At 43.8% G+C, this 22,735-nt stretch carries 20 protein-coding genes and 3 pseudogenes; 7 read left to right on the top strand and 16 right to left on the bottom strand.

The window, feature by feature from the left end; all coding sequences use genetic code 11:
* Positions 1-175 precede the first annotated feature (175 nt).
* Positions 176-1,180: a PAS domain S-box protein gene (locus C3Y92_RS16115; RefSeq protein ID WP_129354239.1), complete on the bottom strand. Its 1,005-nt coding sequence runs from the start codon at positions 1,178-1,180 to the stop codon at positions 176-178.
* Positions 1,180-1,755, bottom strand: coding sequence for a PAS domain-containing protein (locus tag C3Y92_RS16110; protein ID WP_129354237.1), 576 nt, complete (start codon positions 1,753-1,755; stop codon positions 1,180-1,182). The genes C3Y92_RS16115 and C3Y92_RS16110 overlap by 1 nt, the downstream gene beginning before the upstream one ends.
* 318 nt (positions 1,756-2,073) lie before the next feature.
* Here C3Y92_RS16110 and C3Y92_RS16105 point away from each other — a divergent pair, with 318 nt between their 5' ends.
* Entirely contained in the window at positions 2,074-2,511 is a 438-nt protein-coding gene (locus C3Y92_RS16105) for a hypothetical protein (protein ID WP_129354235.1), read from the top strand.
* A gap of 655 nt (positions 2,512-3,166) precedes the next feature.
* Here the strand turns inward: C3Y92_RS16105 and C3Y92_RS16095 are convergent.
* The 4 genes from C3Y92_RS16095 to C3Y92_RS16080 form a co-directional block, all read right to left on the bottom strand.
* Entirely contained in the window at positions 3,167-3,628 is a 462-nt protein-coding gene (locus C3Y92_RS16095) for a hypothetical protein (protein WP_129354231.1), read from the bottom strand.
* A gap of 79 nt (positions 3,629-3,707) precedes the next feature.
* The gene (locus C3Y92_RS16090) at positions 3,708-4,856 is read right to left on the bottom strand and encodes a tyrosine-type recombinase/integrase (RefSeq protein WP_129354229.1); all 1,149 of its coding nucleotides are present in this window, start codon (positions 4,854-4,856) and stop codon (positions 3,708-3,710) included.
* 103 nt (positions 4,857-4,959) lie between these two features.
* Positions 4,960-5,517 carry a tyrosine-type recombinase/integrase gene (locus C3Y92_RS16085; protein WP_129354227.1) on the bottom strand — a complete coding sequence of 186 codons (558 nt, stop codon included), beginning with the start codon at positions 5,515-5,517 and terminating at the stop codon, positions 4,960-4,962.
* 390 nt (positions 5,518-5,907) lie between these two features.
* Positions 5,908-6,288 (bottom strand): hypothetical protein, encoded by a 381-nt coding sequence (locus C3Y92_RS16080; RefSeq protein ID WP_129354225.1) that lies wholly within the window; start codon positions 6,286-6,288, stop codon positions 5,908-5,910.
* Between the two features lie 1,292 nt (positions 6,289-7,580).
* On the opposite strand from C3Y92_RS16080, the gene C3Y92_RS16070 reads away from it, so the two are divergent.
* Positions 7,581-9,659 carry an AAA family ATPase gene (locus C3Y92_RS16070; protein ID WP_129354223.1) on the top strand — a complete coding sequence of 693 codons (2,079 nt, stop codon included), beginning with the start codon at positions 7,581-7,583 and terminating at the stop codon, positions 9,657-9,659.
* A 1,123-nt stretch (positions 9,660-10,782) separates the two neighbouring features.
* On the opposite strand, the gene C3Y92_RS16060 is transcribed toward C3Y92_RS16070, so the two are convergent.
* The 4 genes from C3Y92_RS16060 to C3Y92_RS16045 form a co-directional block, all read right to left on the bottom strand.
* On the bottom strand, positions 10,783-11,694 hold the full coding sequence (locus tag C3Y92_RS16060) for a hypothetical protein (RefSeq protein WP_129354221.1): 912 nt from the start codon (positions 11,692-11,694) through the stop codon (positions 10,783-10,785).
* 60 nt (positions 11,695-11,754) lie between these two features.
* Entirely contained in the window at positions 11,755-12,945 is a 1,191-nt protein-coding gene (locus C3Y92_RS16055; protein WP_129354219.1) for a hypothetical protein, read from the bottom strand.
* Between the two features lie 152 nt (positions 12,946-13,097).
* Complete coding sequence (locus C3Y92_RS16050; RefSeq protein ID WP_129354217.1) at positions 13,098-14,045, bottom strand: hypothetical protein; 948 nt, start codon at positions 14,043-14,045, stop codon at positions 13,098-13,100.
* Positions 14,046-14,323: 278 nt separating this feature from the next.
* Entirely contained in the window at positions 14,324-14,665 is a 342-nt protein-coding gene (locus C3Y92_RS16045) for a helix-turn-helix domain-containing protein (RefSeq protein WP_129354215.1), read from the bottom strand.
* 185 nt (positions 14,666-14,850) lie between these two features.
* Here C3Y92_RS16045 and C3Y92_RS16040 point away from each other — a divergent pair.
* The 3 pseudogenes from C3Y92_RS16040 to C3Y92_RS21540 form a co-directional block, all read left to right on the top strand.
* A pseudogene (locus C3Y92_RS16040) lies at positions 14,851-15,312 on the top strand (flagellin N-terminal helical domain-containing protein); the annotation flags it as partial.
* Positions 15,313-15,558: 246 nt separating this feature from the next.
* Positions 15,559-15,876 (top strand): annotated as a pseudogene (locus C3Y92_RS21545) (LamG-like jellyroll fold domain-containing protein); the annotation flags it as partial.
* Between the two features lie 60 nt (positions 15,877-15,936).
* A pseudogene (locus C3Y92_RS21540) lies at positions 15,937-16,332 on the top strand (flagellin); the annotation flags it as partial.
* 520 nt (positions 16,333-16,852) lie between these two features.
* Here C3Y92_RS21540 and C3Y92_RS16025 read toward each other — a convergent pair.
* Entirely contained in the window at positions 16,853-17,362 is a 510-nt protein-coding gene (locus C3Y92_RS16025; protein ID WP_129354209.1) for a hypothetical protein, read from the bottom strand.
* 1 nt (position 17,363) lies between these two features.
* Positions 17,364-17,666 carry a hypothetical protein gene (locus C3Y92_RS16020; protein ID WP_129354207.1) on the bottom strand — a complete coding sequence of 101 codons (303 nt, stop codon included), beginning with the start codon at positions 17,664-17,666 and terminating at the stop codon, positions 17,364-17,366.
* Between the two features lie 146 nt (positions 17,667-17,812).
* Here C3Y92_RS16020 and C3Y92_RS16015 point away from each other — a divergent pair, with 146 nt between their 5' ends.
* On the top strand, positions 17,813-18,136 hold the full coding sequence (locus C3Y92_RS16015; protein ID WP_129354195.1) for a helix-turn-helix domain-containing protein: 324 nt from the start codon (positions 17,813-17,815) through the stop codon (positions 18,134-18,136).
* 5 nt (positions 18,137-18,141) lie between these two features.
* On the opposite strand, the gene C3Y92_RS16010 is transcribed toward C3Y92_RS16015, so the two are convergent.
* Positions 18,142-18,537, bottom strand: coding sequence for a DUF6573 family protein (locus tag C3Y92_RS16010; RefSeq protein WP_129354205.1), 396 nt, complete (start codon positions 18,535-18,537; stop codon positions 18,142-18,144).
* Positions 18,524-18,751, bottom strand: a complete 228-nt coding sequence (locus C3Y92_RS16005) for a hypothetical protein (RefSeq protein ID WP_129354203.1) — start codon at positions 18,749-18,751, stop codon at positions 18,524-18,526. Before C3Y92_RS16005 ends, C3Y92_RS16010 begins: the two co-directional genes overlap by 14 nt.
* Before the next feature lie 675 nt (positions 18,752-19,426).
* Between C3Y92_RS16005 and C3Y92_RS16000 the strand changes: the two genes are divergently transcribed.
* Positions 19,427-19,747, top strand: coding sequence for an ArsR family transcriptional regulator (locus C3Y92_RS16000; RefSeq protein WP_129354201.1), 321 nt, complete (start codon positions 19,427-19,429; stop codon positions 19,745-19,747).
* A 62-nt stretch (positions 19,748-19,809) separates the two neighbouring features.
* Here the strand turns inward: C3Y92_RS16000 and C3Y92_RS15995 are convergent, their stop codons facing one another.
* Together C3Y92_RS15995 and C3Y92_RS15990 are read right to left on the bottom strand one after the other, a co-directional pair.
* Positions 19,810-20,208 (bottom strand): response regulator, encoded by a 399-nt coding sequence (locus C3Y92_RS15995; RefSeq protein ID WP_129354199.1) that lies wholly within the window; start codon positions 20,206-20,208, stop codon positions 19,810-19,812.
* A gap of 204 nt (positions 20,209-20,412) precedes the next feature.
* Positions 20,413-22,539 (bottom strand): methyl-accepting chemotaxis protein, encoded by a 2,127-nt coding sequence (locus C3Y92_RS15990; protein WP_165352130.1) that lies wholly within the window; start codon positions 22,537-22,539, stop codon positions 20,413-20,415.
* Positions 22,540-22,735 lie beyond the last annotated feature (196 nt).

Below are 22,735 nucleotides of genomic sequence, written 5' to 3'. Positions count from 1 at the left end.
TACATGGTAGGTATGCTCTCGCAGGATCCTGCGAATTTTAAAGCCGAAAAATCGCTAAATTCCGGTTTTTTAAAAGTCCAGTAAACTGAAGTTGTAGATTTTCGGTGTCATGCCGGTTAGCCAGTTTCTTGCATCAAAATGTTGTTGTAAGCTCTAAGAGCTTTTGAAATAATATCTAGGACCATGGGACTTTTGGAATACACACAGTGACTTTTGTTCCGATTTCATCGGATGTTGTCATGGAAATTGTTCCTCCGATTGCTTTGGTCATAATAGCTGCACTATAAGTTCCTAATCCAGTTCCGCCAGGCTTTCCTGCCGTTGCATATTTTTCAAAAAATTTATCTCGAATCTCAGTAGGGACTGGACGGCTGTTTGAAATTGAAATATTACATTTAACGCAATCGTACGAGATGGATATGTCTATTGGATCATCGTGTCCACTGGATTCCACCGCATTTTTTATAAGGTTGATCAAAATTATTTCTAATAGTCCAGCGTCTGAATAAATAGAAAGTCCAGTTGTGTTGTTTAGTGTGTAATTTTCATGAATGTGCACTTTGTTGGGATTAAATCCCATTCCTTTGCCAAGTAGTTCAGATACTCCTTTGATGATCTCAAGTAGGTCACAGTCCTGAGGAAGAAACTCGTATGTGCCATTTTCAATCTTGTATAAGTCCAACGAACTATTTATCTGTAGTAGCATTTTCCGCCCAGAGACAATAACCAAGTTAAGCATATTTTTCTGTTGGACTGTTAAATTTTCATCCTCCATAAGAAGTTCTGGAATATTTATAATGCCAGTCAGTGGACTTTTTAAATTATGACGAGAAATACGTTCTAAGTCGTCTTTTGCCTTTTCGAGTCGTCGTAATTCAGAATTGTCTCGAATAATTCCGACAGCATGCCATCCGTCGGCTGTATGAAGTGAAGAAAGTGACAAAGAAATAGGAATCTCCCGACCGTCTTTTATACGTGCGGAAAGTTCTATAGTCTTGCCAATTGCGTCGCCTTGACCAGTGTTGTGAAACTTCTTAAATCCTTTAGTATAAGCATCGAGATATCTTTCCGGCGCAATAAGTGAGTGTAAATCTTGGCCACTGGCTTCATCTTTCGAGTAGCCTAGTAAGCGTTCAGCAGCCGGATTCCAAAAAGATACTTTTCCTTGAGAATCAATCATCAATATGCATCTAGTGCAGAATCTGTTATGCGTCGAAAACGAATTTCACTTTTACGCATCTCTTCTTCGGCTATCTTCCGTTCAGTAATGTCTTCATGGGCGACGACAACTTTGCGGGGGCTTTCGCCGGGAAATGGAGTGACCCGTCCTGCAAACCACCTCTTTTTCGTTGGTGAGTCACACGGATACTCAAGTATAAAAAAATCTGTCTCCCCACTCGCAACACTTCTAATTCCTTTTGCGAAATGAACTGCCTCTTCAGCATGTGTTCCAGAGGCGTTATCACAGATGCCCAAATAGTTTGTTCCTATTGAAACATCATTTGGATAAAGGCCATTTTGTCGAGCGAAATCATCCCATGCTTTATTAACATGTAAAATATTTCCTTGGTTGTCCAGCAAGGCAATATTAGCAGAAAGGCAGTCCAACGTTGATCTTAGAAATTGTTCCGATTCTTTTAGAGCTTCTTCAGCTAACTGACGATCAGTTTCGATATCCCAAAGTTCTGAAATTAATTTTCGTGCGGCCTGTAGTTCTAGTGTAAGCTGTTCTTTTGTTTTGTTTGTATTTTGCATAAATAGTCCAAGGTAAAACAGGGTTTTGTTTCATTTGGGACCGAACGTTTGTGTATCCAACAGTGCATTTAATAGGACAATACTGGTTCGTCGTAAACGTAGTGTCGCTTGTGCAATATGAAAAATATATTTGTTATTCCCCGTACCGAAAAAAACGGCTAAATTCAGGATTTTCAAAAGTCCAGTAAACTGGAATCTTTGAGCATCGGTGGATGCACGGTAATTATCTCGGCAACCATAGGAACATCTTATTGCCAGTTATTCTTAATCTTTTTTCCCTCAACGGCAACACCAAGTAAACCTCCCAAGTTGCTGCCAATGGCATACACTCACCTCTACTGGTTCAGCTGGGCGGCACTGGGAATTATCCTTGTCCAGGATACCACGCCGTTAACGAAAGGTGAACCACCGGGGCAGGGCTGTTCACCTTCAGGAGACGAGCAAGTCCGGGACTTACATAGGATTATTCTCAAACAAGTAAATTTTTACAAGGGGATCGAACCCAAAACTTTTGACTGCATAGGCTCCACTTTTGTTCCAAAAACGCGGTTCACCACGTATTTGACTCCTCCCTCTACCGAAAAATGGCAGGATTATGCCATTTGGAAAGTGCTTTTTCACTCCAAAATGATTATATCACGCCGTTTTGCTTGGTTTTACCGTTTTACAGACGAGTTGGCAACCTTCCATCCACAGGATCCTGCGATTTTCTACGCCGAGAAAACGCTAAATTCCGGTTTTTCAAAAGTCCAGTAAACTGGAATCCTGGGGCATCGGTCTCACGGTGAGTTTCATGGCAACTTCACTGGACTCTTGTCCAAAGTAATTCTTGAACTTTTTCTACCCCAGCAGCAACACCAAGCAAACTTCCCAAGCTGTGGCCGATGGGATACACTCACCACACTGACCCAACGGGCGGCACTGGGACCACCTGGGACTGATCATGGCCCAGCATACCACGCCGTTAAAAAAAGGTGAACCACCTGGGCAGGGCGGTCCACCTTCGGACTAAAAATTAAACAAAGCGGTTACACAAGACCGTTTTCAAACAAATCCAATTTTACAAGGGTATCTAATCCCAGTTTTTCGACAACCCATGCTTCTCCTAGGTTCCATTCTCGTTCAGAAGTTCGTTTTCTTTGTTCTTTGATTAAGTCGATGTTGTCTTTGAATTGTGTTGGGGTGAAAAGTCCACGATATTTTGAGTAAATCTCTTTGTTGCATTTCTCACATAAGAAACGGCAAGGGAGTTTATGCTTCTTAAAGCTGGGATGTGATTTGTCCCACAGACATTTACGTGACATAGTGTTTATTCTCCAATTTGTTCTTTGACAAATGAAAGACGAGGAGTCTGTGCTAGAGATTCCTCGTCTTTCCATATCGAATTCAATTTATAAGCTTAATTTGTGTTTTATTTGGCATTTTTGAGTACCTCTTCGAAGGCTGCATCAATGTCGCTGCCGCCTTCTTTAATTCCAGTGAGAATAGTTTCTATTTCGTTTGCAGTAAAGTATGGTTTTAACGGCAGGTAGTATTTCTTAAAGCATTCTTTGCAAAGAAATCTAAATTCTTCGTTTTCGCTGACATAATATTCTTTTCCGTCCATGAGACATTTCATGTGTGTTTTCTTTATTTTGTTAGTTATTAAATCAAATTCAGCTTTAAAATCACAGCCTTCGTCAATCATCTCTTTAAGTTGGTGTTGGATTCTAATGGCTTTAATGTTTTTGACGAAATCGTAAAATGGATAGATGCTTTGATAATGTTTCATGTAGATGTTGTAGTAGCAGCTTTTACAAAGCGTTTTGTATTGTTCATTTTCACTAACTTCGTACTTGTGGGAATTGTCCCACACACATTTCATAATTGGCATAAATCCTCCGTCTGGTTAGGTATTGTTCAAAAAAATAGAAAGACGGAGAATCTTCTTCAAGACGCTCCGTCTTCCTGGTCTATGCCACTTCTAATGCTGGTAACAGGTTGACTGCTCTTTCCTTTTCTCCTTCCATGTAGTGGTAATAGGTGTCTGCCGTCATCTTCACTGTAGAATGACCCATCATCTTGGAAACGGCAGCTAAGTCAGCACCTTTGCGAAGTAAGGTTGTCGCAAACAAGTGCCGAAGATCGTACATACGAGTCTGGTAGGTGATGCCAGCCCGTTTGCATGCGTTTTTGAATGCTTTCCGAATGGTAGTCAGGTTCCGGCCCATGTACTCGATGACATATTCGGTTTGGGACTCTGCCTGCTCCTTCTCCAAACGTTTCAGGAACTCAGGGTTGATCGGAACTGTCCGGTATGTCTTGGTTTTACTTGCATAAATGCGAACAGTGCTGGCTTTGAAGTCAATATCTTCCCACTTGAGGGAAAGAAGTTCAGATTCACCAGGACGAGTACCCAGGTTGAAACAAACTTCCATTGCCCACTTCAAATGAGGCTCGGCATTGACCATGATCTTCTTCGCATCGTCCAAGGTGAGTTTCATGTCCCAGGGCTGGACCTTGGGTTTCTTCCAAATCTTCAGGGGATTGACGGAGGTAAATCCGTTGTCTATCCCGAAGTTGAAGATGAAACTCAAGTAATCACAGTACTTATTCACCGTGTACTGGGACCGGACCTTTCCCGTTCTGCTGCTAACTCCTTGAAAGTGCAGGATGAACGGAATCATATCTTCTTGGTATGTCAAAGAATCCACTGGCTTGTCGCCGAGTACCGGAATGAACACGTGGTTGACCAAGTGCTCGATGTTCCGAATGTGCTTCTCCGTCCGGCCTGATGCCTTCATATGGGCCAGATACTTCGATCCAAGCTCCGACAGGAGCATCCCGCCAGGAACTCGACCAGTGACCTGGTTAAAGCTCTGGATCGGGGCGGTAGCTGGGGGGTCCAACTGTCCGGCCGCTGGTACTGGAACCTGAACCGATGCTGTCACTGACTCAGGATCAGGAACCGGTAAACCCTGCTCGAGTGCATCACGAACAGCCTGATCAAACTTTTCAGCTTTTGCCTGAGCAAGTTCACCACGACCAAACGATTTGTCATGTCTTTTGCCGTTGAAATGCCAATAGACCATCCATCGGCTATCACGTTGATAGACGCCCATAAGAAACCTCTTGTGTTTCAGGTTGATGTACGATTTGGAACGTTGGATTCGGAAAGTCTAGACGATCTACAAATAAAGGGGATTTTACTCCCCTTGCTAAAATCTAGATCGATTTCATCAAAATTTCTTCGACTTCTTCTTCCTTCACTCCGATGTATCGTCTTGTGATACTGGGGCTGCTGTGGTTAAGTCTTTTAGCTATGACCTCCCATGAAGTTCCGTAGGTTTTTCGCTGGTGATAACACCAAGTTTTTCTTAACGTGTGTGCTCCGTAATTTCCCGGGAGGTTGATTGCATCGCACCATTGCTGCACATACATTGTCACGGCGTATGTCGTTAATGGTGCATTTGAGCCTTTTCTACTTTTAAATAGGAAATGCTCGTCCTTTGCATCAACAGTCTTCAGATAGTCTTCAAGAGCATCCTTGATGTCTTTGTTTATCATGAAAACGTTTTCTTTTTGCGTCTTCTTTTCACGCAAAACTACCCGGTCACCAACTTTGGCGTGTTTTATGTCGCCGACCCTCAGGTTCAATAAATCTTGAACACGAAGGCCAGCGTTGATGCCGAGAATGAAGAGCAACCTGTTACGAGGTTGATCTGCCAAGAGCTTTTTAATGCTCTTGATGTCCTTCGCATTAGTTATGGGTTCGACCTTCATAAATTCCTCCAATCTGGTTTTTACTTTTTGGAAGACCAGAAACGAATATTGAAAACTGCTGGTCTAAGGGCTTGGCCCTAGGGCTTGCCGTTAACGCCTTGTGATTCTTTGAAATCTTCAGCTTTCTAGGCCGAATGTACGTTTATAGGTAAAACCGTTCTTCGACGATGTGCAGTAGGTTTCAATTTTGAATACTTATATCTGTAGTTTTGTGGCAATAATCGCAAATTCAAAGCGAAGGATCATGCGTTGACGATCTGACAAGTTTTGCCTGTAACTCTGAAGATAAAGTCGAAGTATCTGAAATCTAAAAGAAGGATAAAAATCTTATCCGAGTAAAAAAATAAGAAATGCCACACAGACGAATCTGCATGACATTTCAGTTGGAGGTTATGGGAGAATCTTGGTCAAGATGATCTTTCCATCGATGACTTCGATTGTGAATTCGTCGCCTTCGTTGACTTCAAGATCGCCGAGATCGTGGGCTTTCAGATTGACCTTCAGGAAACCGAATTGGTTTACCTTCGGTCTCTTCGAGTCCTTGAGATAAAGTCCCTTGACCTCATACAGTACCCTGTCGGTACTGATGAGCTTTAAGATGTACTGTTTAAGCGTTTGGCGGTGCTTTATCTGCATCCGCTCCATTATCGTAGCAGCATCCAGACCTTCTTTGATAAGTACGCGAAGAGTCTTCGGATCGTACTTCGATTCGATCTTCTTCTTCGACGCCTTTTCTTGGATTTCCGTAGTGGTGCCATTCTTCGCTCCCATAACGCCTCCTTTGCATAGAAATGTTACTTTCCTTGGTATATCTCTATGAATTGCTGAAAAACGCGGTAAAACGCGCATTTCTTGGGTCAAAATGCATCAGACTTTTCGTGTTTCTTGGGTGAAAATCGTAATTTGGCCCTAGGAGGCTGTTCCTGGGGTTTTTGCTGTCTGGGCAGGGTTTGCTATAGGATAGGCCCGAAAAACCCAGGAGACGGGATTTTACAGGGGGTGTTCCCGAGGCCAGGACAAGTTTCTCTACCCAAACGATGTGAATTGACGCCGGGTGGACCAGGAGATGCGTAAATTTGTCTGTTAGAAAAAGAAAAAGGCCTTCACGAATGAAAGCCTTTGTAAAGAACTTACTTTGCAGTTTACAGAGTCACGATTCATCCGAATTTCTTCAGATGGACACATGGCTCTAAGAGTCGAAAGGAACCGTCACCAGTCCTAGCACTCTGTTGCAACCGTACAAGCGGTTTTCCCGCATACAGCTACGTCAATTGGTATTCGATGTCTCGTAAATGTCTAATGTTTTTAAGTAGCTTTTGACGAACCTGTGCTACAACGAAACAGGGGCTTCGAGTTAATACCCAAAGCAATGGTTTTTGTTGTTTTTGTTAAATACATTTCAAATTTTCAGCATCGAATACCAATCGATAGTTTCTTACAAACTTCAGTCACCCTTGGGGGAATTAGCTTCCATCTCCATGGAATCTTCCCAGAAGGGCTTCCTTTGGTCAATTTTAATCCTTTTGAATCCATCCCGTGTCTAACCGCATCTAAGTATCAAAAGCATGGTTAACTTGATTTACCATGATTCCGAAATAATCTTTTAAGACTAACGAACTTCAGTTTGCCATGAACTTCGTTCGATACATAGGCCACCGTGACTTCTGCATTTTGTGCATACGGGCTAGCTTCCGTCTCAACCTCTCCCCTGTCTGAATTACTTCATTAAACAGGTTAGTCATCCTTGGTGAATTGATTCGAGGAGAAGCGATCAATTAGTTTAATCCAAGTAATGTTTAATTTTTTTTGACTTGCTGTCATTCAAGTATGGCTAGCTCCTAGCTAAACGTGCTAGGATAGGATTTAAAATCTACAAAGCGCCCATGGCGTTTATAAATTGCAAAGTTTTGTCTCTATAGCTTATTTGCCAGGTATTAATATCTCTAGGAGTTTAATCAATACAACTTGCTGGAACAGGGTAGAGGATGTCCCTGGTGATGACAGTCGTCCTGAGAGTAGTTGAGGGCTGGCAAGCGCTGTGCTAAAAATGCCCTGGAATCGTTATGAACTACTCCTGGGATGAGATTTACCTACTGATCCAACGGGCCGATCAGCTTGACGCTGGTGGGCGGCTCACGATTTTTGAATTTCTGGCCCAGACGCTATCCCTTATCCCCCTACGCGATGGATTTCCAACCCCGGCAGAGATCGAGGAGTGCGGTTCGCTGGCCAAGGCAGCCAAGAAGTACAAGGGCCCGGTTGAGAAAGGGTGGGAACGGTGGTGCCAAGAGAAACGACCCTTTATTCGAGCAAATTGCAGCACCGACCGCGCGGGTGTCGCGTGTGGCCCAGCCAGTGGTGTGCTGGTCCTGGATGTTGATGATATGGGTAGATTCTGGGAAGTTCTAAAATTTAACAGTATCGAGCAAACGCTTCCTCCAACCTTTGCCGTTAAAACTGGCGGAAGAGGGGACCGGTATCATTACTATTTCAAATATCCGACTGATGGGAAGAAATACTCCAACCGATCTAAGGCTGGATGCTTTGACGTGAGAGGAGTTGGTGGGCAAGTGATCTGCCCTGGTTCTTTGCATCCTGAAACGACAAAGCCGTATCTGGTCGCAACAAATGAAAATATTTTGGACGCGCCCGAGTGGTTGCTGGAATACGCTTCAAGGTCAAGAGAAATTTTTACAGAAGAAGAACCCGAGAGTACTTCCAGAAAGAGTTTCTCGAATACAACACGGGCTGACACCTCGGATATAGAGCTTTCTGAAACAATAAGTGGTGAAATGGATTTTTTTATTGCTAACTTGCCTGTTTCTGATGATGTGAAACAAAAGATCATGACCCAGTATGTTCATGGCACTAGATCGGAAGCTTCCTGGTCTGTTCTGCTGGGTTTGCTAAATGCCAAAGTTGATGAAAAGGCTATACGTCATATTTATGATCACTATCCCATTGGCGATAAATCTAGACAAAAGCCAGAGTGGTTTGAACGGGAAATTGAGCGAGCAAAGAATTTGATTGCCCAAAATCAAATAGGGGTTAATATGCAATCCGGTTTTCTTTCTGGAGCTAACAATTCTTCTCTTAATGAAGAATATGGATTTTTAAATGGCCTTGATGTTTTGAATTCTCCTCAGAATTTCGAATTTATCATAGACAACTTCTGGCCAAAAAATGAGCCGCTACTGATCACTGGTCCTGGCGGGTCGGGAAAGTCGGTCATGACTTTGCAAATCGCCATGGACCTTGTCTTCCCGCCGCAGCAAGGTCTCCTTGATAGATTTCAGGTCATGTCCAGCGAACATAAGGTGATGTTTGTTCAGTCGGAGAATTCCCTAGTTGGACTTAAACGGCGAATGGAGATTATCGCCAAGACTTATGCGATTCCTCCTGATGTTATTCGAGATAAGTTGCTTTTCTTTGGCAAGAAAGGGGATGTTCGTTCTTCTGGCGATATAAATGATGACAAGCTTAAGCATCCTCTGGAAAGAATTCATGGTCAGACCAATTTCGATATTTTAATACTTGATCCATTGATCAGCTTTCATGATCAGGATGAAAATTCTAACGACGCGATGCGACGTTTTCTGGATAAATTCTTCGACTTTTGTGACAATCTAAAAGTAACGCCGTTGATGATCCATCACCATGGAAAGTTTCGTGCAGAAAAAGGAATCGGTGGTGGTCGTGGTGCCAGTGCTATTGGCGACTGGTCTGCTAACACCTGGGAATTGGAATTTGTTGAAGAAAGAAAAGATAAGGACGGTAATCTTAAACATGTAGCGCATTATCTTTTTACACAAAAAAAAGCAAGGAGCTACGAATCAAACTTAAAGATGATGTTGCAAATGAAGGATCTGAGATTTTATCCAATGGGATCATCTCCTGCTGTTGGGAAAACTGCGAGAATGGATGGGAAGATGGCAATCGTTGTCGACGCGTTGCAGGCTCTTGGTGGCACAGCTTCAACCCAGAAGCAATTGAAAGATACTATCATTGAAATATATAAGAAAAAGAAGCCAAATGACATTCCTTCTGAAGGCACTGCTGGAAATGACATCAAACGCGCCGTTAAAGAAGGTGTCATCAAAGAAGTTACTGGTCCATCAGGCTCTAAGACCTACACATTTTGACGAAGTATATTGATTCTCCAGTCAAAAGCTTGGGGGGAGACAAGCAGTCAATTGACGTCAAAATCAAAATTGTCTGCTGAAAATCTAAAGATTTTGGGGAGTTAATGCTGTTTTGGGGTAGTCAAAGTCAAAACGCGTTTGTCTGCTGTAACCCGTTAAAATCTTTTAGAAATCAAAGTCAAAAAGGGTATATATATTAGAGGGGGGTTGCTTACGCACCCCCTCCTGTCTCACAATAGTTTAGCAGTGTTGCAGAAGCAGAATCTTTTCCAGCAAAAGGAACAAAAGGAACTTTCAGCTACTTTTAAAACAAGATTTGCTAATTTTCTCCAATCCTCAAAGAATTGTTTCGAAAACAAGGAATTAGCAAAGTCCAAAGAAATGGGTCAGAAGTTTTTTTTGAAGCTGTCCTTTTGGCTGCTTATAATTTGTCACCGACTTGCTCGGCTTGAGCTCTTTGCTAATCCTATATCGGATCCATATAGCATACAAATGAGTGTTTTTAGTTGGCATCCAAGCTGCTTAAATTCCTTCTTGGTTACAAAATCTGTAACCGGTGTATTTGCTGGTGCTGAAGACGTTGTCTTGTGGAGCTTTTTCAGTTGATGGAGATGTTATAGATATTATTTGCACACTGTTTTTTATTTCAAACAAGAGGGAATAGGGGTATCCCGGCTTCATCTTTTTAATCTCTTTTTCTCAACCTCAGTTGATGGCGCAGGGTGGCCGAGGTGGATGAACGCTGACTCGTGGGTGATCCTGGGCAAGAGCGAGTATGGGAGCGACTAATCCAGGTGGTGCTGACGGGTGACTACCAGTACGTTGAATTGGATGCATAGACTCAGCTGGTTGTCGTTACTGACAATGCCATGGGGTAGAAAGAGGGACACCCGTGACTACCTGCTTAAATCGCTCCGTTATCCTGAGGTATTTTCTCGATCTAATTGTTGCTGGCTGCTAACCCATGGATCGGCCATTTGGCTCAGGTAATATGGGCAAGGACCGGTTTTATAAAATGCCAGTATACTGGAATTTTCAACATAATGATTTTGCTGGTTTTTTAAATATGAATGGGGCAGCCGTTTCCGACCACCCCAGTTTTGAATCTGCTATTTGATCCGTCTTACTCGGGGAATATGAATTTCTTCACATCCCGATGGTATTCTGTGACGCGCCGTTCCATCTCCTTGAAAAAGAAGATGTTTACCAGTCCTCTGTAAAGTTCTTTCTTGCCTCCAAGCAAGTGGTCGATAGTGATATTAAGGTTGGTTTTGATGTACTGGTCAAACTGATCCTTGAATCGGTAGTCCCAGTAATTTCTTCCCTTGCTCGGGTCATGTTCCACCTGTTTCTTGGGGAAGTATATTACTTCCCATGGATTCCAGTCCGCATTGGCGTCGTTCCACCACATAACCTGACCAAATTTAACATATTGTGCCCAAGAGCTTGAATCACAACTCCAAATGGGCAACTCTTGGAGAATATTCAACTCGGTTACACCAAAAAGATGGACATTTCGTTTGCCGCCGTCGCAAATCTTATGAACCGCAGGTCTAAGTTTTGAGAAAGGGCGGCCGCCTTGACATTGACCTATTGCGATGAGGTCGTAATCCATTTTGCTCAAACGAGCTATCTCACTGTCCTCTGCGGTGTCGAGACTATGGACAACTGGAACAGGATTCAATTCATTTTCTTCAAGGTCGAGTTGGTTATACATGTTGGCATCGAATCCGTGGATTGAGAAATCTTCATCCAAGTTGAACGAAAAATCATAATACTTGGCTGATCGTTTGCAAAAGTTTGCATACGCTTGAAGGATGTTTTTCGGCCGCTTGGCCCACGCGCTTTTGTTGAGTGTATATGCTCCCGAATCTAGTATCAAACTGCAAACCTTTTTTCTGTGTAACTTCTGGAATTCTTCGAACTCAATTTTAGGCGAAGCGAAGCTTAGCAAGACATTCAAAGGTTTCTTTGGGTGAAGAGCGTGAAAGGCCAAAACCTGTTCAATCGTGGGGGATGATATATGGAGCAACATGGTAATCTCCTTTGGGTAACGCCCCCCAGCTATTACTGAGGGGCGTACTATTGTGGATAGTTAGGCGGCAGCTTCCGTAGTGCTGGCGGTCTGTTGAGTGGGTTGAGATTGGCCCTTGGCCTGAGTAACCCGTAACTTCAACGCTTCCAGGTCCTTGATGAGATCATCAATGCGTTCGGGTTGGATATCGCCGCTAATCGTAGGCGCGTTTAAAAGTGTCTGCACCGTGTCACGGATTTCCTGGGCTTGCTCCATGATGTTCTTTGGAGCAGGGGAGGTGAACGGCATAACCGGGGGCTTAGCTGTGATACGCTTCTTGTTCTCTATGACCTGTTCGAGGTACTTGGAAGGATCACCGCCGGTATCCTTGGCGACTTTCATCGCCTCGAAATCCTTCTTGTTCAGCTGAAATCCGCACTCCCGGAATTCACGAACCAAGCCTTTGTTGATGCCGCTAATGCCGTTGTTTTCCAACTTTGCCATGTCAATGGCGATGCTGATTTCAAAGCGCATGTCTTCGACATCCGGGCAGTCATGGATATTGACGTTGAAACGTTCCAGGAAATCGCGGATGGGATGCTTGGGGTCAAGGTCCGGAGTCACCTTCAAAACCGGATACAGTGCCGCCAGCTTTTCGATACCGAAAGAGGCGTAATCCAGCACGTCGTATATCGTGCACATATCCATATGCTTACGACGTTGAGTCTTCTGCAACTTTGTTTTCTTAAGATTCTCCTTACACCACTTTTCAAAACCTCCTGGATAGCCGGTAGTTTCGGTGAGATACTTCACACGGTGAAGCGTCTTCCCGATGGTATATGCGCGGTTGGCATTGTGGGCATTGATGTTATTCTGAGCCGCATTGAGCTGGTTATTGTTGTCAACGATGACGTCCCGGCACTCATCCAGTTCCATGGTGTCGATCTTGGTCTGGGTGAGGTGGTTAAGTGCCGCTTCAACCTCGGGCGAGATGTCCGAGATCACTTCGTTATGTTCGTTGAGCTTGATGTCGCCAGGAAGCCCTACGCCACCGGTCATTCCGATGAACATATTGATACGTTCATTCCGGACCTGGGCGTTCAACTCTTCAAAGGACTGGGGAGTGTAGTTTGGGGTGATCGGGTTGGAGTTTACCGGGCCACCAGGAAGGCCAGGGCCGCCCGTGTTGGTAGTGTGACCGACACCACCGGTTCCACCGGTCGCGCCGTTCGGCTGAGCAGTAACATTCAGAATGTCGTTCTGGGATTCCATGAGATGCTCCTTTTGGGGTTAGTGTTCATCGTTTCGGGTGAGGCTCTTTGGCGTTGCCCCGTCCCGTTGATGCACCAATCCCAAAGTGAGCGTGGGAAGACTCGCCATTTTCTAGAAAAAGAAAATGGCAGAAGCAGGTAAAACTGAAAAAGTTATTTTTTTAAAGATGTTATAGTGTAATTTTGGATGCAAAAATCTGTGGAAGCGTAATACTCCCGGATTCGTTTTTGGCGGGTCATGATCTGTTCCCAGACACCGTCGGCCATCCCAGCCTTCTCGACCTTCTCCTTTAAAAGGGGGTAGACCTCGTCAAAAGATCGAGGGGTGCCGGGGGCGGCATGGGCGGTATCCCAAAGCCAGATCATCGCTAAGCGCATGACGTTGGAGCTGTTTATATGTTTCCCAGACATATTAAGTTTGTAAAAAGACTGGAATGTTTCGTCGTCAACATTTTGCTTTTCGAAAAGACTTTCAACAGCTTTGTTTGTAAAATTAAGAGCATGGATTTCTTGTCCAACTTTTGATGGCTGGTCAAGAATCCCTTTTGGTGATATTTTAATGCTGTGGGTTCTTTCTAAGTCGTAATGAAAGTTAAGAGGACTATCGCCATCGACAGAAATTAACCAGGATTCATTGAATCGTCCAAGTGCAGACATGTCTATAATGTCATCTGTTTCAAAGGCGACGTTTTTGCCTTCAAGGAGTTTGTCAAGGGCCTCATGGCTGTCTAGGCCTTCAGTGGGGTCTTTGAGAAGTCTGCGAAATTTCTTTTCAAAACCACAGCTTAAAAATCCATACTTGAAAAATAGTTTTCCTGCTCGTTCGCCGTGGTTCGCTTCGACTCTTCTTCGAAAGGGTGTATAGCGAATTTCTGCACGTGTGTGATGCGTCGATAAATACTCAAACATTTCGTCCAAGTATTCTTTCGTTTGCATCGAATCAAAGATGTCTATTGATTTGAAAAAATCATGATAACGTTCAAAAACCTCCCAAAATCGAAGGTATGACGTGTTCCGTCTCATATATTCCCAGTACCAAAATGCGATTCTCTTAAGGCGGTCAGTGTCATCGGCGGGAAGTTTGTCAATGTCTTTGTTCATACGTTTAGCTCACTTGTACAGTTAGCAATGCCTTTTCTGCGCTGAAAAATGTCGTCCTTCGCCAGTAGCTCCCTAGGGGAAAACTCAGTTAACTGATTTCCCACTTATAGCCTTGTTCTCGACAGTGAGTGCTCCAAAACGCGGGGTGAGACTTTTTAGTTTCCCACCAGCGGGCAATTTCTAGCCAAATTGGAAAAACTTTTCACCACTTTGGTTGGAAATGGCGCGCAGCTATTTCATCTGAAAATCGTATGAAACTCGTGCGTTGCCCATCAAGACTATTTGACTCGTAAAGATAATCTTTTCGTTAGGTTAATCACGCTCTGCAACAGCTTCAGTTCTGTTGTGGGCATTTCCTTCACCACGTCAATGACTTGCTCCTGGAGCAGCTCCCTTTCCTGCTCCGGTTCCTCCACGGCCAGCAGCTGCGAAACGGTCACGCCCAATCCTTTGGAGAGTCGCTCCAGACTCTGAAGAGTGGGGTTTCCATCACCCCGTTCGATCTCGCCCACATGCTGGACGGAAACTTTGGCCTGCTCGGCCAAATTTTCCTGGGTCCAACCGCGCAGTTTTCTTAAAGTCTTTATTCGATCGCCAAGAGCTTTTTCCAAATTTTCCATGGAGTTACCTCACCGTATTTCCTTTACGGGGAGGTAGTCCTTTGCAAAAGCAATCAGGGTATAGATTTTGAATTTATAACTTTACGTAGGTAAAGATTTCCTTTTGTGGCGTTGGTCTCCGTTGGTTTTGGCGACTCGAGATGTTCCTGGTAAACTAAGTTTTTTCAAGTAGTTGAGTAGAACCAATGAACTTTGGAATAAATCATAACCTGATGGCGATGAACGTATCCAGAAACCTGGGTGATCACTATCAGGAACTCAGCGTTTCGACACGGCGGCTGTCATCTGGTCTAAGGATCGGTACGGCAGCGGATGATGCAGCTGGTCTTGCCGTTCGGGAGCTCATGCGGTCAGACGTGGCTACCCTAAATCAGGGGATCAGGAATGCTAATGACGCGATTTCGATGATTCAGACAGCTGATGGTGCCTTAGAAGTTGTTGATGAAAAACTTATTCGTATGAAAGAGCTGGCAGAACAGGCTGCAACGGGAACATATACATCGGACCAGAGGATTATAATAGATTCCGAATTCCAAGCTATGGCTAGTGAAATTCAGAGAATTTCCAATGCTACTGATTTCAATGGCATACATCTGTTGAATGGTCAAGAAATTAGGTTCGATGAGAATGGTTCAGGTCTCGATAGTAATCTCATTGCATATTGGCCATTTAACTATTCATTCCAGGACGCGACTCAAAACAATCACTATCTAGACAGCAATAATGTTACTTTTGGAGTGAAAAACGGAAAGGCAGGAGCGTATTTCAAATATTTGTCTGCTTCTTACGACTTGGTTTATTATGGTATTCATACAACTTCAGCCACATATTCGGCATGGGTCAATCTTGATAGCACTGCTTCAAACGCTGGCTCATATCTTCGAACTTAATTTTTGCAGGATAGTCTTACTCCGCGCGATTTTAAGCTAGGAATTAATGGTGATAATTCAATTGTATTTGGGTTAAGAGACGACAGTCAAATAATTACAACAGCGTCTAACGCTATAATGCCTAATGGCTGGCATTTGATCACCGCGTCAGTCGATGGTCCGGGAAATTCGATGAAGTTATATGTCGATGGTAACTTGAAAGTTCAAGGTGGATATGTTGGGGATGTGATGACTCCTATTGAAAATGAAGGATATACAAGGATAGGAGAAAGTCTGGATGGATATTTAAGTGATTTTAAAGTATTTGGAACTGCCCTTAGTCAGCAAGAGATACTCGATTTAATGACAACTCCACAAAGCAGCTTGGGTAAAAATATCGGTATACAATTTGGATTAAATAACAATCCGAATGAGTCTTCATACAATGTTTTTATACAATCTTCAACGTTGCAGGGGCTCGGCGTTCTTGGTCAAAATATAACGACACAAGATAATGCACAGGCTTCGCTCGACATTTTAAAAAGCGCCATGGTTCGAAAAGATACTATAAGAGCAAGCTTGGGAGCCACACAGAATAGGCTCGAAAATACAATTTCTAATCTGCAAATTCAAGCAGAAAACTTGCAAGCTGCCGAATCGCAGATATCTGATGTGGATGTCGCTAATGAAATGACAAACTTCGTGAAAGAACAGATACTAAGTCAAGCAGCTACGGCGATGTTGGCACAAGCCAATTCCATCCCGAAGATGGCGATTCAGTTGATTAGCGGCGGGTAGTACCTATGGGGCTTTTGAAAAACGAAGGAAAATTCGTTTTTGAGGAAGCATGGGTTTGAAATGTCACGCAGCTATTTCATCGAAAAATCGTATGGAATTTGTGCGTTTAAAATCGAAGAACCAAGGATGCCGTCCCGTTCATTTAAGCCTACTGAAAATTTTTATCACTAAATTTCAGCAGGATAGTCCTATTCAATAATTCCAGTTTACTGGACATTCCGAACCTCAGTGCTTTGACGTCTAATCCTGGTCCATCGTAGTCTATTGATTTTAAACAGTATTTTTCACATAGCAGACGAAGCCCCGTTCTGGTAACTCTACGGCATGGAGTGGTTCATAGGATCAGCCCTGGTTATGGGCATAATCGTCGTAATGCTCGGGCTGTTTCTTGGCAAAAAGAAAGGGCATAAGAAACGCTCCGTTCCTGGATTCTTCAGTTTTGACCAATATAAAGAGCGAGAACTTTCCAAGCGTGGCGTCTTCGATAAGACGAAATGGAAGTAGCGATTCCTAGTTAAAATCAATAAGGATATTTTTTGCCGGCTTCTTTTTCTTTTAAGTATCTTTTGTATTCATTTTCGGTGATCTTGTAGGTGTAGGTGATTTCAGTATAAGAATTTTCCATGTCGATGGCATACTCGAGTTTGACTCGTTTCCAATCCCAGGTGCAGATGAAGTTGTCTAGCGAATCCTCAACCTTGGTGCACTCGCCGTATTTTTGCTTAAACATATTGAAAACTTTAGTTGTCGGACATTCAGAAAGACGCATAAGGACTTTGTAGATTCTGCCGCTGTAACCTTCGTAATGCAAATCTTTGAGTTCGCACGGTCCTAGGGTCATGTCTTCATTTTGTTTTTTAAATACTTCGATTTTTTCATTTTTCGAGCCAGTTTTTTGCATTCCTCGGACAGCAGAATAGTGCGTATCCCATTCAATGCCCCGGAAATCCAATGGTTCCGTACTTTTTTGTGCAAAGCTAGACGATTGAGTTGCGAGAAGTAAGCTGGCAAGTATAAAAACTCTTTTCATCTTAGTTAAGCCTCCGAACCATGATCTTTTTTCCAATGCCGCTGATGAGTAGATAGTAGAAGCGCTTGTCTTTGATGATCGTACACATAGGGCTATTTAGGTCTTTGTCGTAGCTGAAAGCACTTCCTAGAGTTTCAAAAACTTCCCCAGTCGCCAATTTGACGATGGTTCCGGTCTGAATCCCGTCCTTTTCCTTGAAGGTATTCAGGCACTGGCTGTATTTGATGTTGTCGTCAGTCAGTCCCGGAGCGGGGGAGAGGAGGGCGAGCGCGACAACGGCGACACCGATCAACCTGGTTTTCATGGTAAACCCCGTGCTTTCCCTGGTTAAGGTTGTTTTCGGCTAGAGCAATTAATAACTTTAGTTGCTATAATAGGCAATTAAACCAGCCGATCATTTGTTATGCAACCGGAATCATTGCCATATCCTCTACGCTGCGGAGGAGTGGCATGGACACCGTACAAGATCTTTTCGGGAAGAAAATCAAAGCGATCCGTCGCGCCAGAGACATTACCCAGGAAAAGCTGGCCGACTTGTCCGGTCTGTCCCTCCAGTACATCGGAGAGATCGAACGTGGCCGGCGCAATCCGTCCCTGACCAGCATCGAGCAGCTGTCCCAAGCCCTGGACATCCCCATGGCGGAACTGTTCAGTCTGGAGGAGTTCCGGTTGGCACCGGAGGAGCTACGAGCGATCCTGATGCGGCAGATTGAATCAGCGGATGAAGATCGGCTGCGTACCTTTTTCAGCATGGCCCAGGTCATCTTTCGATAAGGGCCTCAGTCATCCTCGGGTAGCATGATCGTTAGGACTGGAATGACACCATCGTCACCGGGGCCAATATGGGCGATAACTTGGACGGTTTCAGTTCGTCCTGGCTCCATCAGAAACGAGATTTTGAAATACACCCGATCTGTCCCTTTGCTGGCGCGGGCAGCGAACATAGCCAGGGTTAGCAGATCATGGAGCCGACCAGCACTGGACTGACCGAAACTCCTGTCCAATCCGCTAGGAACTTCGATATACCGGTGATAAAGGTTGTCGGTGACGACGGTGTGGACTTTGAACCCGTGGACTTGGGCATCAGCAGTGATGTCAATCAGAACTCCGTCCTCGATAGCCTGTGCCCTGGTGTAGGTGTAGATGAGGTTTTCAAAAGCTTTATCGGTGGTCATTTTGGGTGTCTCCAGATTTGGCAGTTAAAATAGTATCAAGCTTTTGACGGAAGATTTGACACAGTGTGATCCCAACTTCAGCGTATGAGCGCGTTAGTTCTCCATAGATTTCAACAGAACTCGTGTCCATTATTTTGAAGAGCTGTTCGATCGGACGAAAAGCATTGAATATTTCGTCCTTTGTTTGAAGAAGATCATGATCTTTTTGGTCCATATGGCCTCCTTTGCTTTTTAAGCAGAAGGATACCCTGGACGAGTGGGGTGGTCACGGGAGTCTGGGAAGTTTAGCTGGACAGAGCCCTATGGAAATCGGACATTGGGTGTAGGATGCGATTTCCTGGGATTTTGGCCCAGGGGGAACCCCAAGGCCCCGGCCATTGGAAAAGGCCAAGGAACGGGCCGGTAGAAAGCAGGGGAGGGGTGTACGGGGGGAAAGACCAGGTCCCAATATCCCCCGGAGAGGGCTTCAGCTGTTTGCTGAGGAAAAAAATAGGAAAATATAGGTAGTTGGAAAGTCCAGTTTGCTGGAATTTTTGATTTTCTGCTGATGGGTTGAAAGTTCGGCTATTTGGGGCTGTATGTCATTTCGAACCAGAAACGTTGGTTTCAGATGGCATAATTCTGCCATTTACAGCCCCTGGTAACGACCAAAACCTTTGAAACTGACACGTCGCTAGTCCTAGTGTTGGGTAGGGCGGCTCAGTAATGTTAATAACCTGTAATCGCGTACTTTTGCCAAATACGAAATTTCCTTCGTTTTTGACTGGACGAAATTTGACAATTTACCAGTAAAGCATCTTTTGCCGTTAACCGCTGGATGTATTGACATCTTAATGTTTTAAGCTACTTTCTGGAAATCAAATTAACCACTTTTTAAGGAGTAGTACCCATGCCTGGAAAAGAATCGAAATTCGACGCGATGAAACTTCGTACTATGATCACCGAAGTGAAGACCGCTCAGCAGATCATGGATGCTTTTGGAATCAACAAGGTTACCTTGAAATCTCATCTCCTAAAACTCATGCAAATGGATCAAAAGTTCTATCGAATCGAAGGGATGGAAGAGAGAACCGTGTCGGGGAATGTGAAGTTTTCAAAGAATGGACTGCGGTTGTCTCCGACCCTTATGGGGAACTATGGTTTCGAAATCGGTGATGAGTTTAAGGTTTCGAGCCTGGAAGAAGGGCGGATCGTTTTGGAAAAGAAGTAGTAAACTAGAAAATTTCATTGTAAGCCCCTTCCTGTTCTTGCCAGTGGGAAGGGGCTTCTCTCTTAGTTGTGATTTTGGGGCATCAAAAGTTCGTACATGCATTCAAGTAGTTGAGCATGTTCGATTGGTTTTTGTACTATTCTGTCGACGCCTGCTCTGAATATTTTTTCTAGATTTTGTGCGCGGTGGTCAACAGCAGTAATTAAAATGATCGGTGGGTAGTCACCATCCGTGCTGTTGGATATAAACCGCATTTTCCTTGCTGTTTCAGCGCCATCTATCCCTGGCATAACAAGGTCCATTATTATCAGGTCGAATTTATTTTTTGCATATATTTCCAGGGCTTCGTCGCCGTCCTTTGCTGGATGAACTACATGCCCCTGTTTGCTGAGAAAACGGCAAAGTGCAACTCTGTTGATGACGTCATCTTCGACGATAAGAATTGTTTGATTTTTGTTCACAGATTATTCCTGAAAATTTGAAAACAATATTGCTCAATGTGGTGGAGTGACTTTACCGGGAGGTCGGCTCAATCCCTGCATCCAAGAATGGAGAATGTGATTGGAGATGATTCTAAGGTCTTTGAATGGCATATTTTGTTTTCGGGGGATAAGCCTTCTGGCTGATCCATGACCTATCCCCCTGCTTAAATTTGTGTGGGTAGATTACGCGAGTTTTTTAGGGCTAGATCCCGAGAGGGCACGGGTGTCGGAGCCTTCCGATTTCATCTCGTCAATGAGTCTCTTGAGAACCTGTGCCTGATTGGCTAATTCACCAACTGCTTGAGCAGATTGTCGCATTGCGTCGGAGGTTTCCATGGAAACCCTGTTGACGTCTTCAATGCTTCTGTTGATCTCTTCGCTGGTTGCGGATTGTTCTTCGGAAGCTGTTGCGATAGCCCGCACTTGATCCGTAGTTAAATCAACAAACTTAACGATCTCCTCTAAAGAATTTCCCGACTTCGTCGCCAAGCTTGTAACTGTACCGATTCTAGAAACAGCTAAATCAACGTTTTCAATATTTTTTCTGGCTTCGTTTTGGATTCCGCGAATGGAATCACCAACCTCTTTGGTTGCCGACATCGTTTTTTCAGCCAGTTTTCTTACTTCATCTGCAACAACTGCAAATCCACGCCCGGCGTCACCAGCTCGAGCAGCTTCTATTGCTGCATTAAGGGCTAGCAAATTAGTTTGATCAGCTATGTCGGATATAACATTGAGTATTTGGCCAATTTCTTCTGCACGTTTACCGAGCAATGTCATATCGTTTTTGAGTTCAAGTGCAGTGCTTTGGACTTCGGCTATGCCTGTAACAACTTCAGTAACTACTTTTTCGCCCTCTTGCGCTTGATGTTTAGCTTGGTCTGCGGTTTCTGCTGCTTGGGAAGCATTCTTTGCCACCTCCATGACGGTAGCGTTCATTTGCTCCATGGCAGTGGCAGTTTCTGCTACTCGTTGTGACTGAATTTCAGCCCCTTGAGTCGATTGCTCAATCTGCGCTGATAATTCTTCAGATGCTGAACTGACAATTTCAACAACATTTTCAATAGAATTCGCAGCTGCGTTCATCCCTTCAGCTTTTGCTTGTTCAGCATATATTTTAGCTTCCTCAGCTTCTCTCGTGGCGATTTTCGCGTGTAAAGATTCTTCTTCAGCTTTTCTACTGTTTGTTTCTGCCTCGGAAATTTTAGTTTTTAAATTTGAAATCATGGTGTTTAATGAAGATTTCAGGCTCCCAAGTTCGTGCGAGAACTTTTCGGAGATTTCAGCTTCTAAATTTCCCCCAGAAACTTTTTGTGCGTACTGAATAAGATGTTTGATGGGGTTTGTGATCGATTTGGCTACAAAAAATGCAATTAAAAGTGATAAAATGAGTGTGGTTCCGATGACGACATAAACTTTTGTTAGTGATGAAGATATTTCGTTTTGAATCGTAGTTAAATTGTTTGTAATTGTTATCATTTCTTTTGTTCTAACAGAGTTCAAAGAGTCGATCACCTGAGTTATCGTAGAGAAAAAATCTTTCCCATTTATCCCGAAATTGCCTTCTTTTGATTTTACAAGTACTGTGTTGAACCATTTATTTGTGTCCAGCCACGCTTGCGATTTTTTGTTTTCATCAAGGATGGAGTGTGCTTGGGCTCCAAGTACAAGAGCTTTTGATTCAAGGTTTGCATCAATGTTGGATTTGAATGTAATGAGACGAGTAAACATCTCTTCGTTGATAGGCTTGTCAGCTGTTAAGATACCGGAAACAGTAGCACGGAGTTTTCCCGCATTTTCTTTTGCAGTCTCTAGTATAATGATGGTCGTCAGAGATTTTCCGAATCCTCGAGTTGTTTTGGAGTTGGCGATAGCAGTTTCGCTGGTCATCAAATCTGCAATGATTTTTCCATATGCATCGACAACTTCTCTCACTGGTGAATTTTGATTCGCCTGAGTTCGTACTTTTTCAATGTTTGAGACTGCTTGAGAAGTGGCTTCTTTGACTTGTGGGGTAAGGTTTGCCGTTTTAAGCGCATCAATTACGGGTTTGATTTGATTGTCGGATAATTTCCTCTGTGAGTTCATATCGTCTTGAGAACCGCCGGAGAGATATATGGAAGTCCGACCGCGTTCTTTCTGTAATTCATGGACTAGGTCTGATATCGCGATAAAAAGTTGCGTATTTCCAGACATTTTATCTACTGTATCGGATTCGTCGATGCTAATTTTGGCATAAAGAATACTGATCGCCAGAAATGCGATAAGTGGAATCGTTGTCAGCAGTATTAGCTTGCTGGAAATTTTCATGGTACTATATCCTCCTAAATTGGTGATGTTTTGGCTAAGCGAAATACTCTTAGTCTGAGAAGACGTTAACACCTTTTTCAGTCCAAGGGCAAGTAGAGTCGAGCTATGAACAATACGAAATAATTGGTCTAATTTGACACAGGTTGAGTTTGGCATACCTTCGTCCCACCTGGATAGTACGAGCGCCCGAGGAGGA

Origin of the sequence: Solidesulfovibrio carbinolicus (assembly GCF_004135975.1) — a bacterium.
Taxonomy (GTDB): domain Bacteria; phylum Desulfobacterota; class Desulfovibrionia; order Desulfovibrionales; family Desulfovibrionaceae; genus Solidesulfovibrio; species Solidesulfovibrio carbinolicus.
This window is presented reverse-complemented; position numbering and strand designations above follow the sequence as displayed.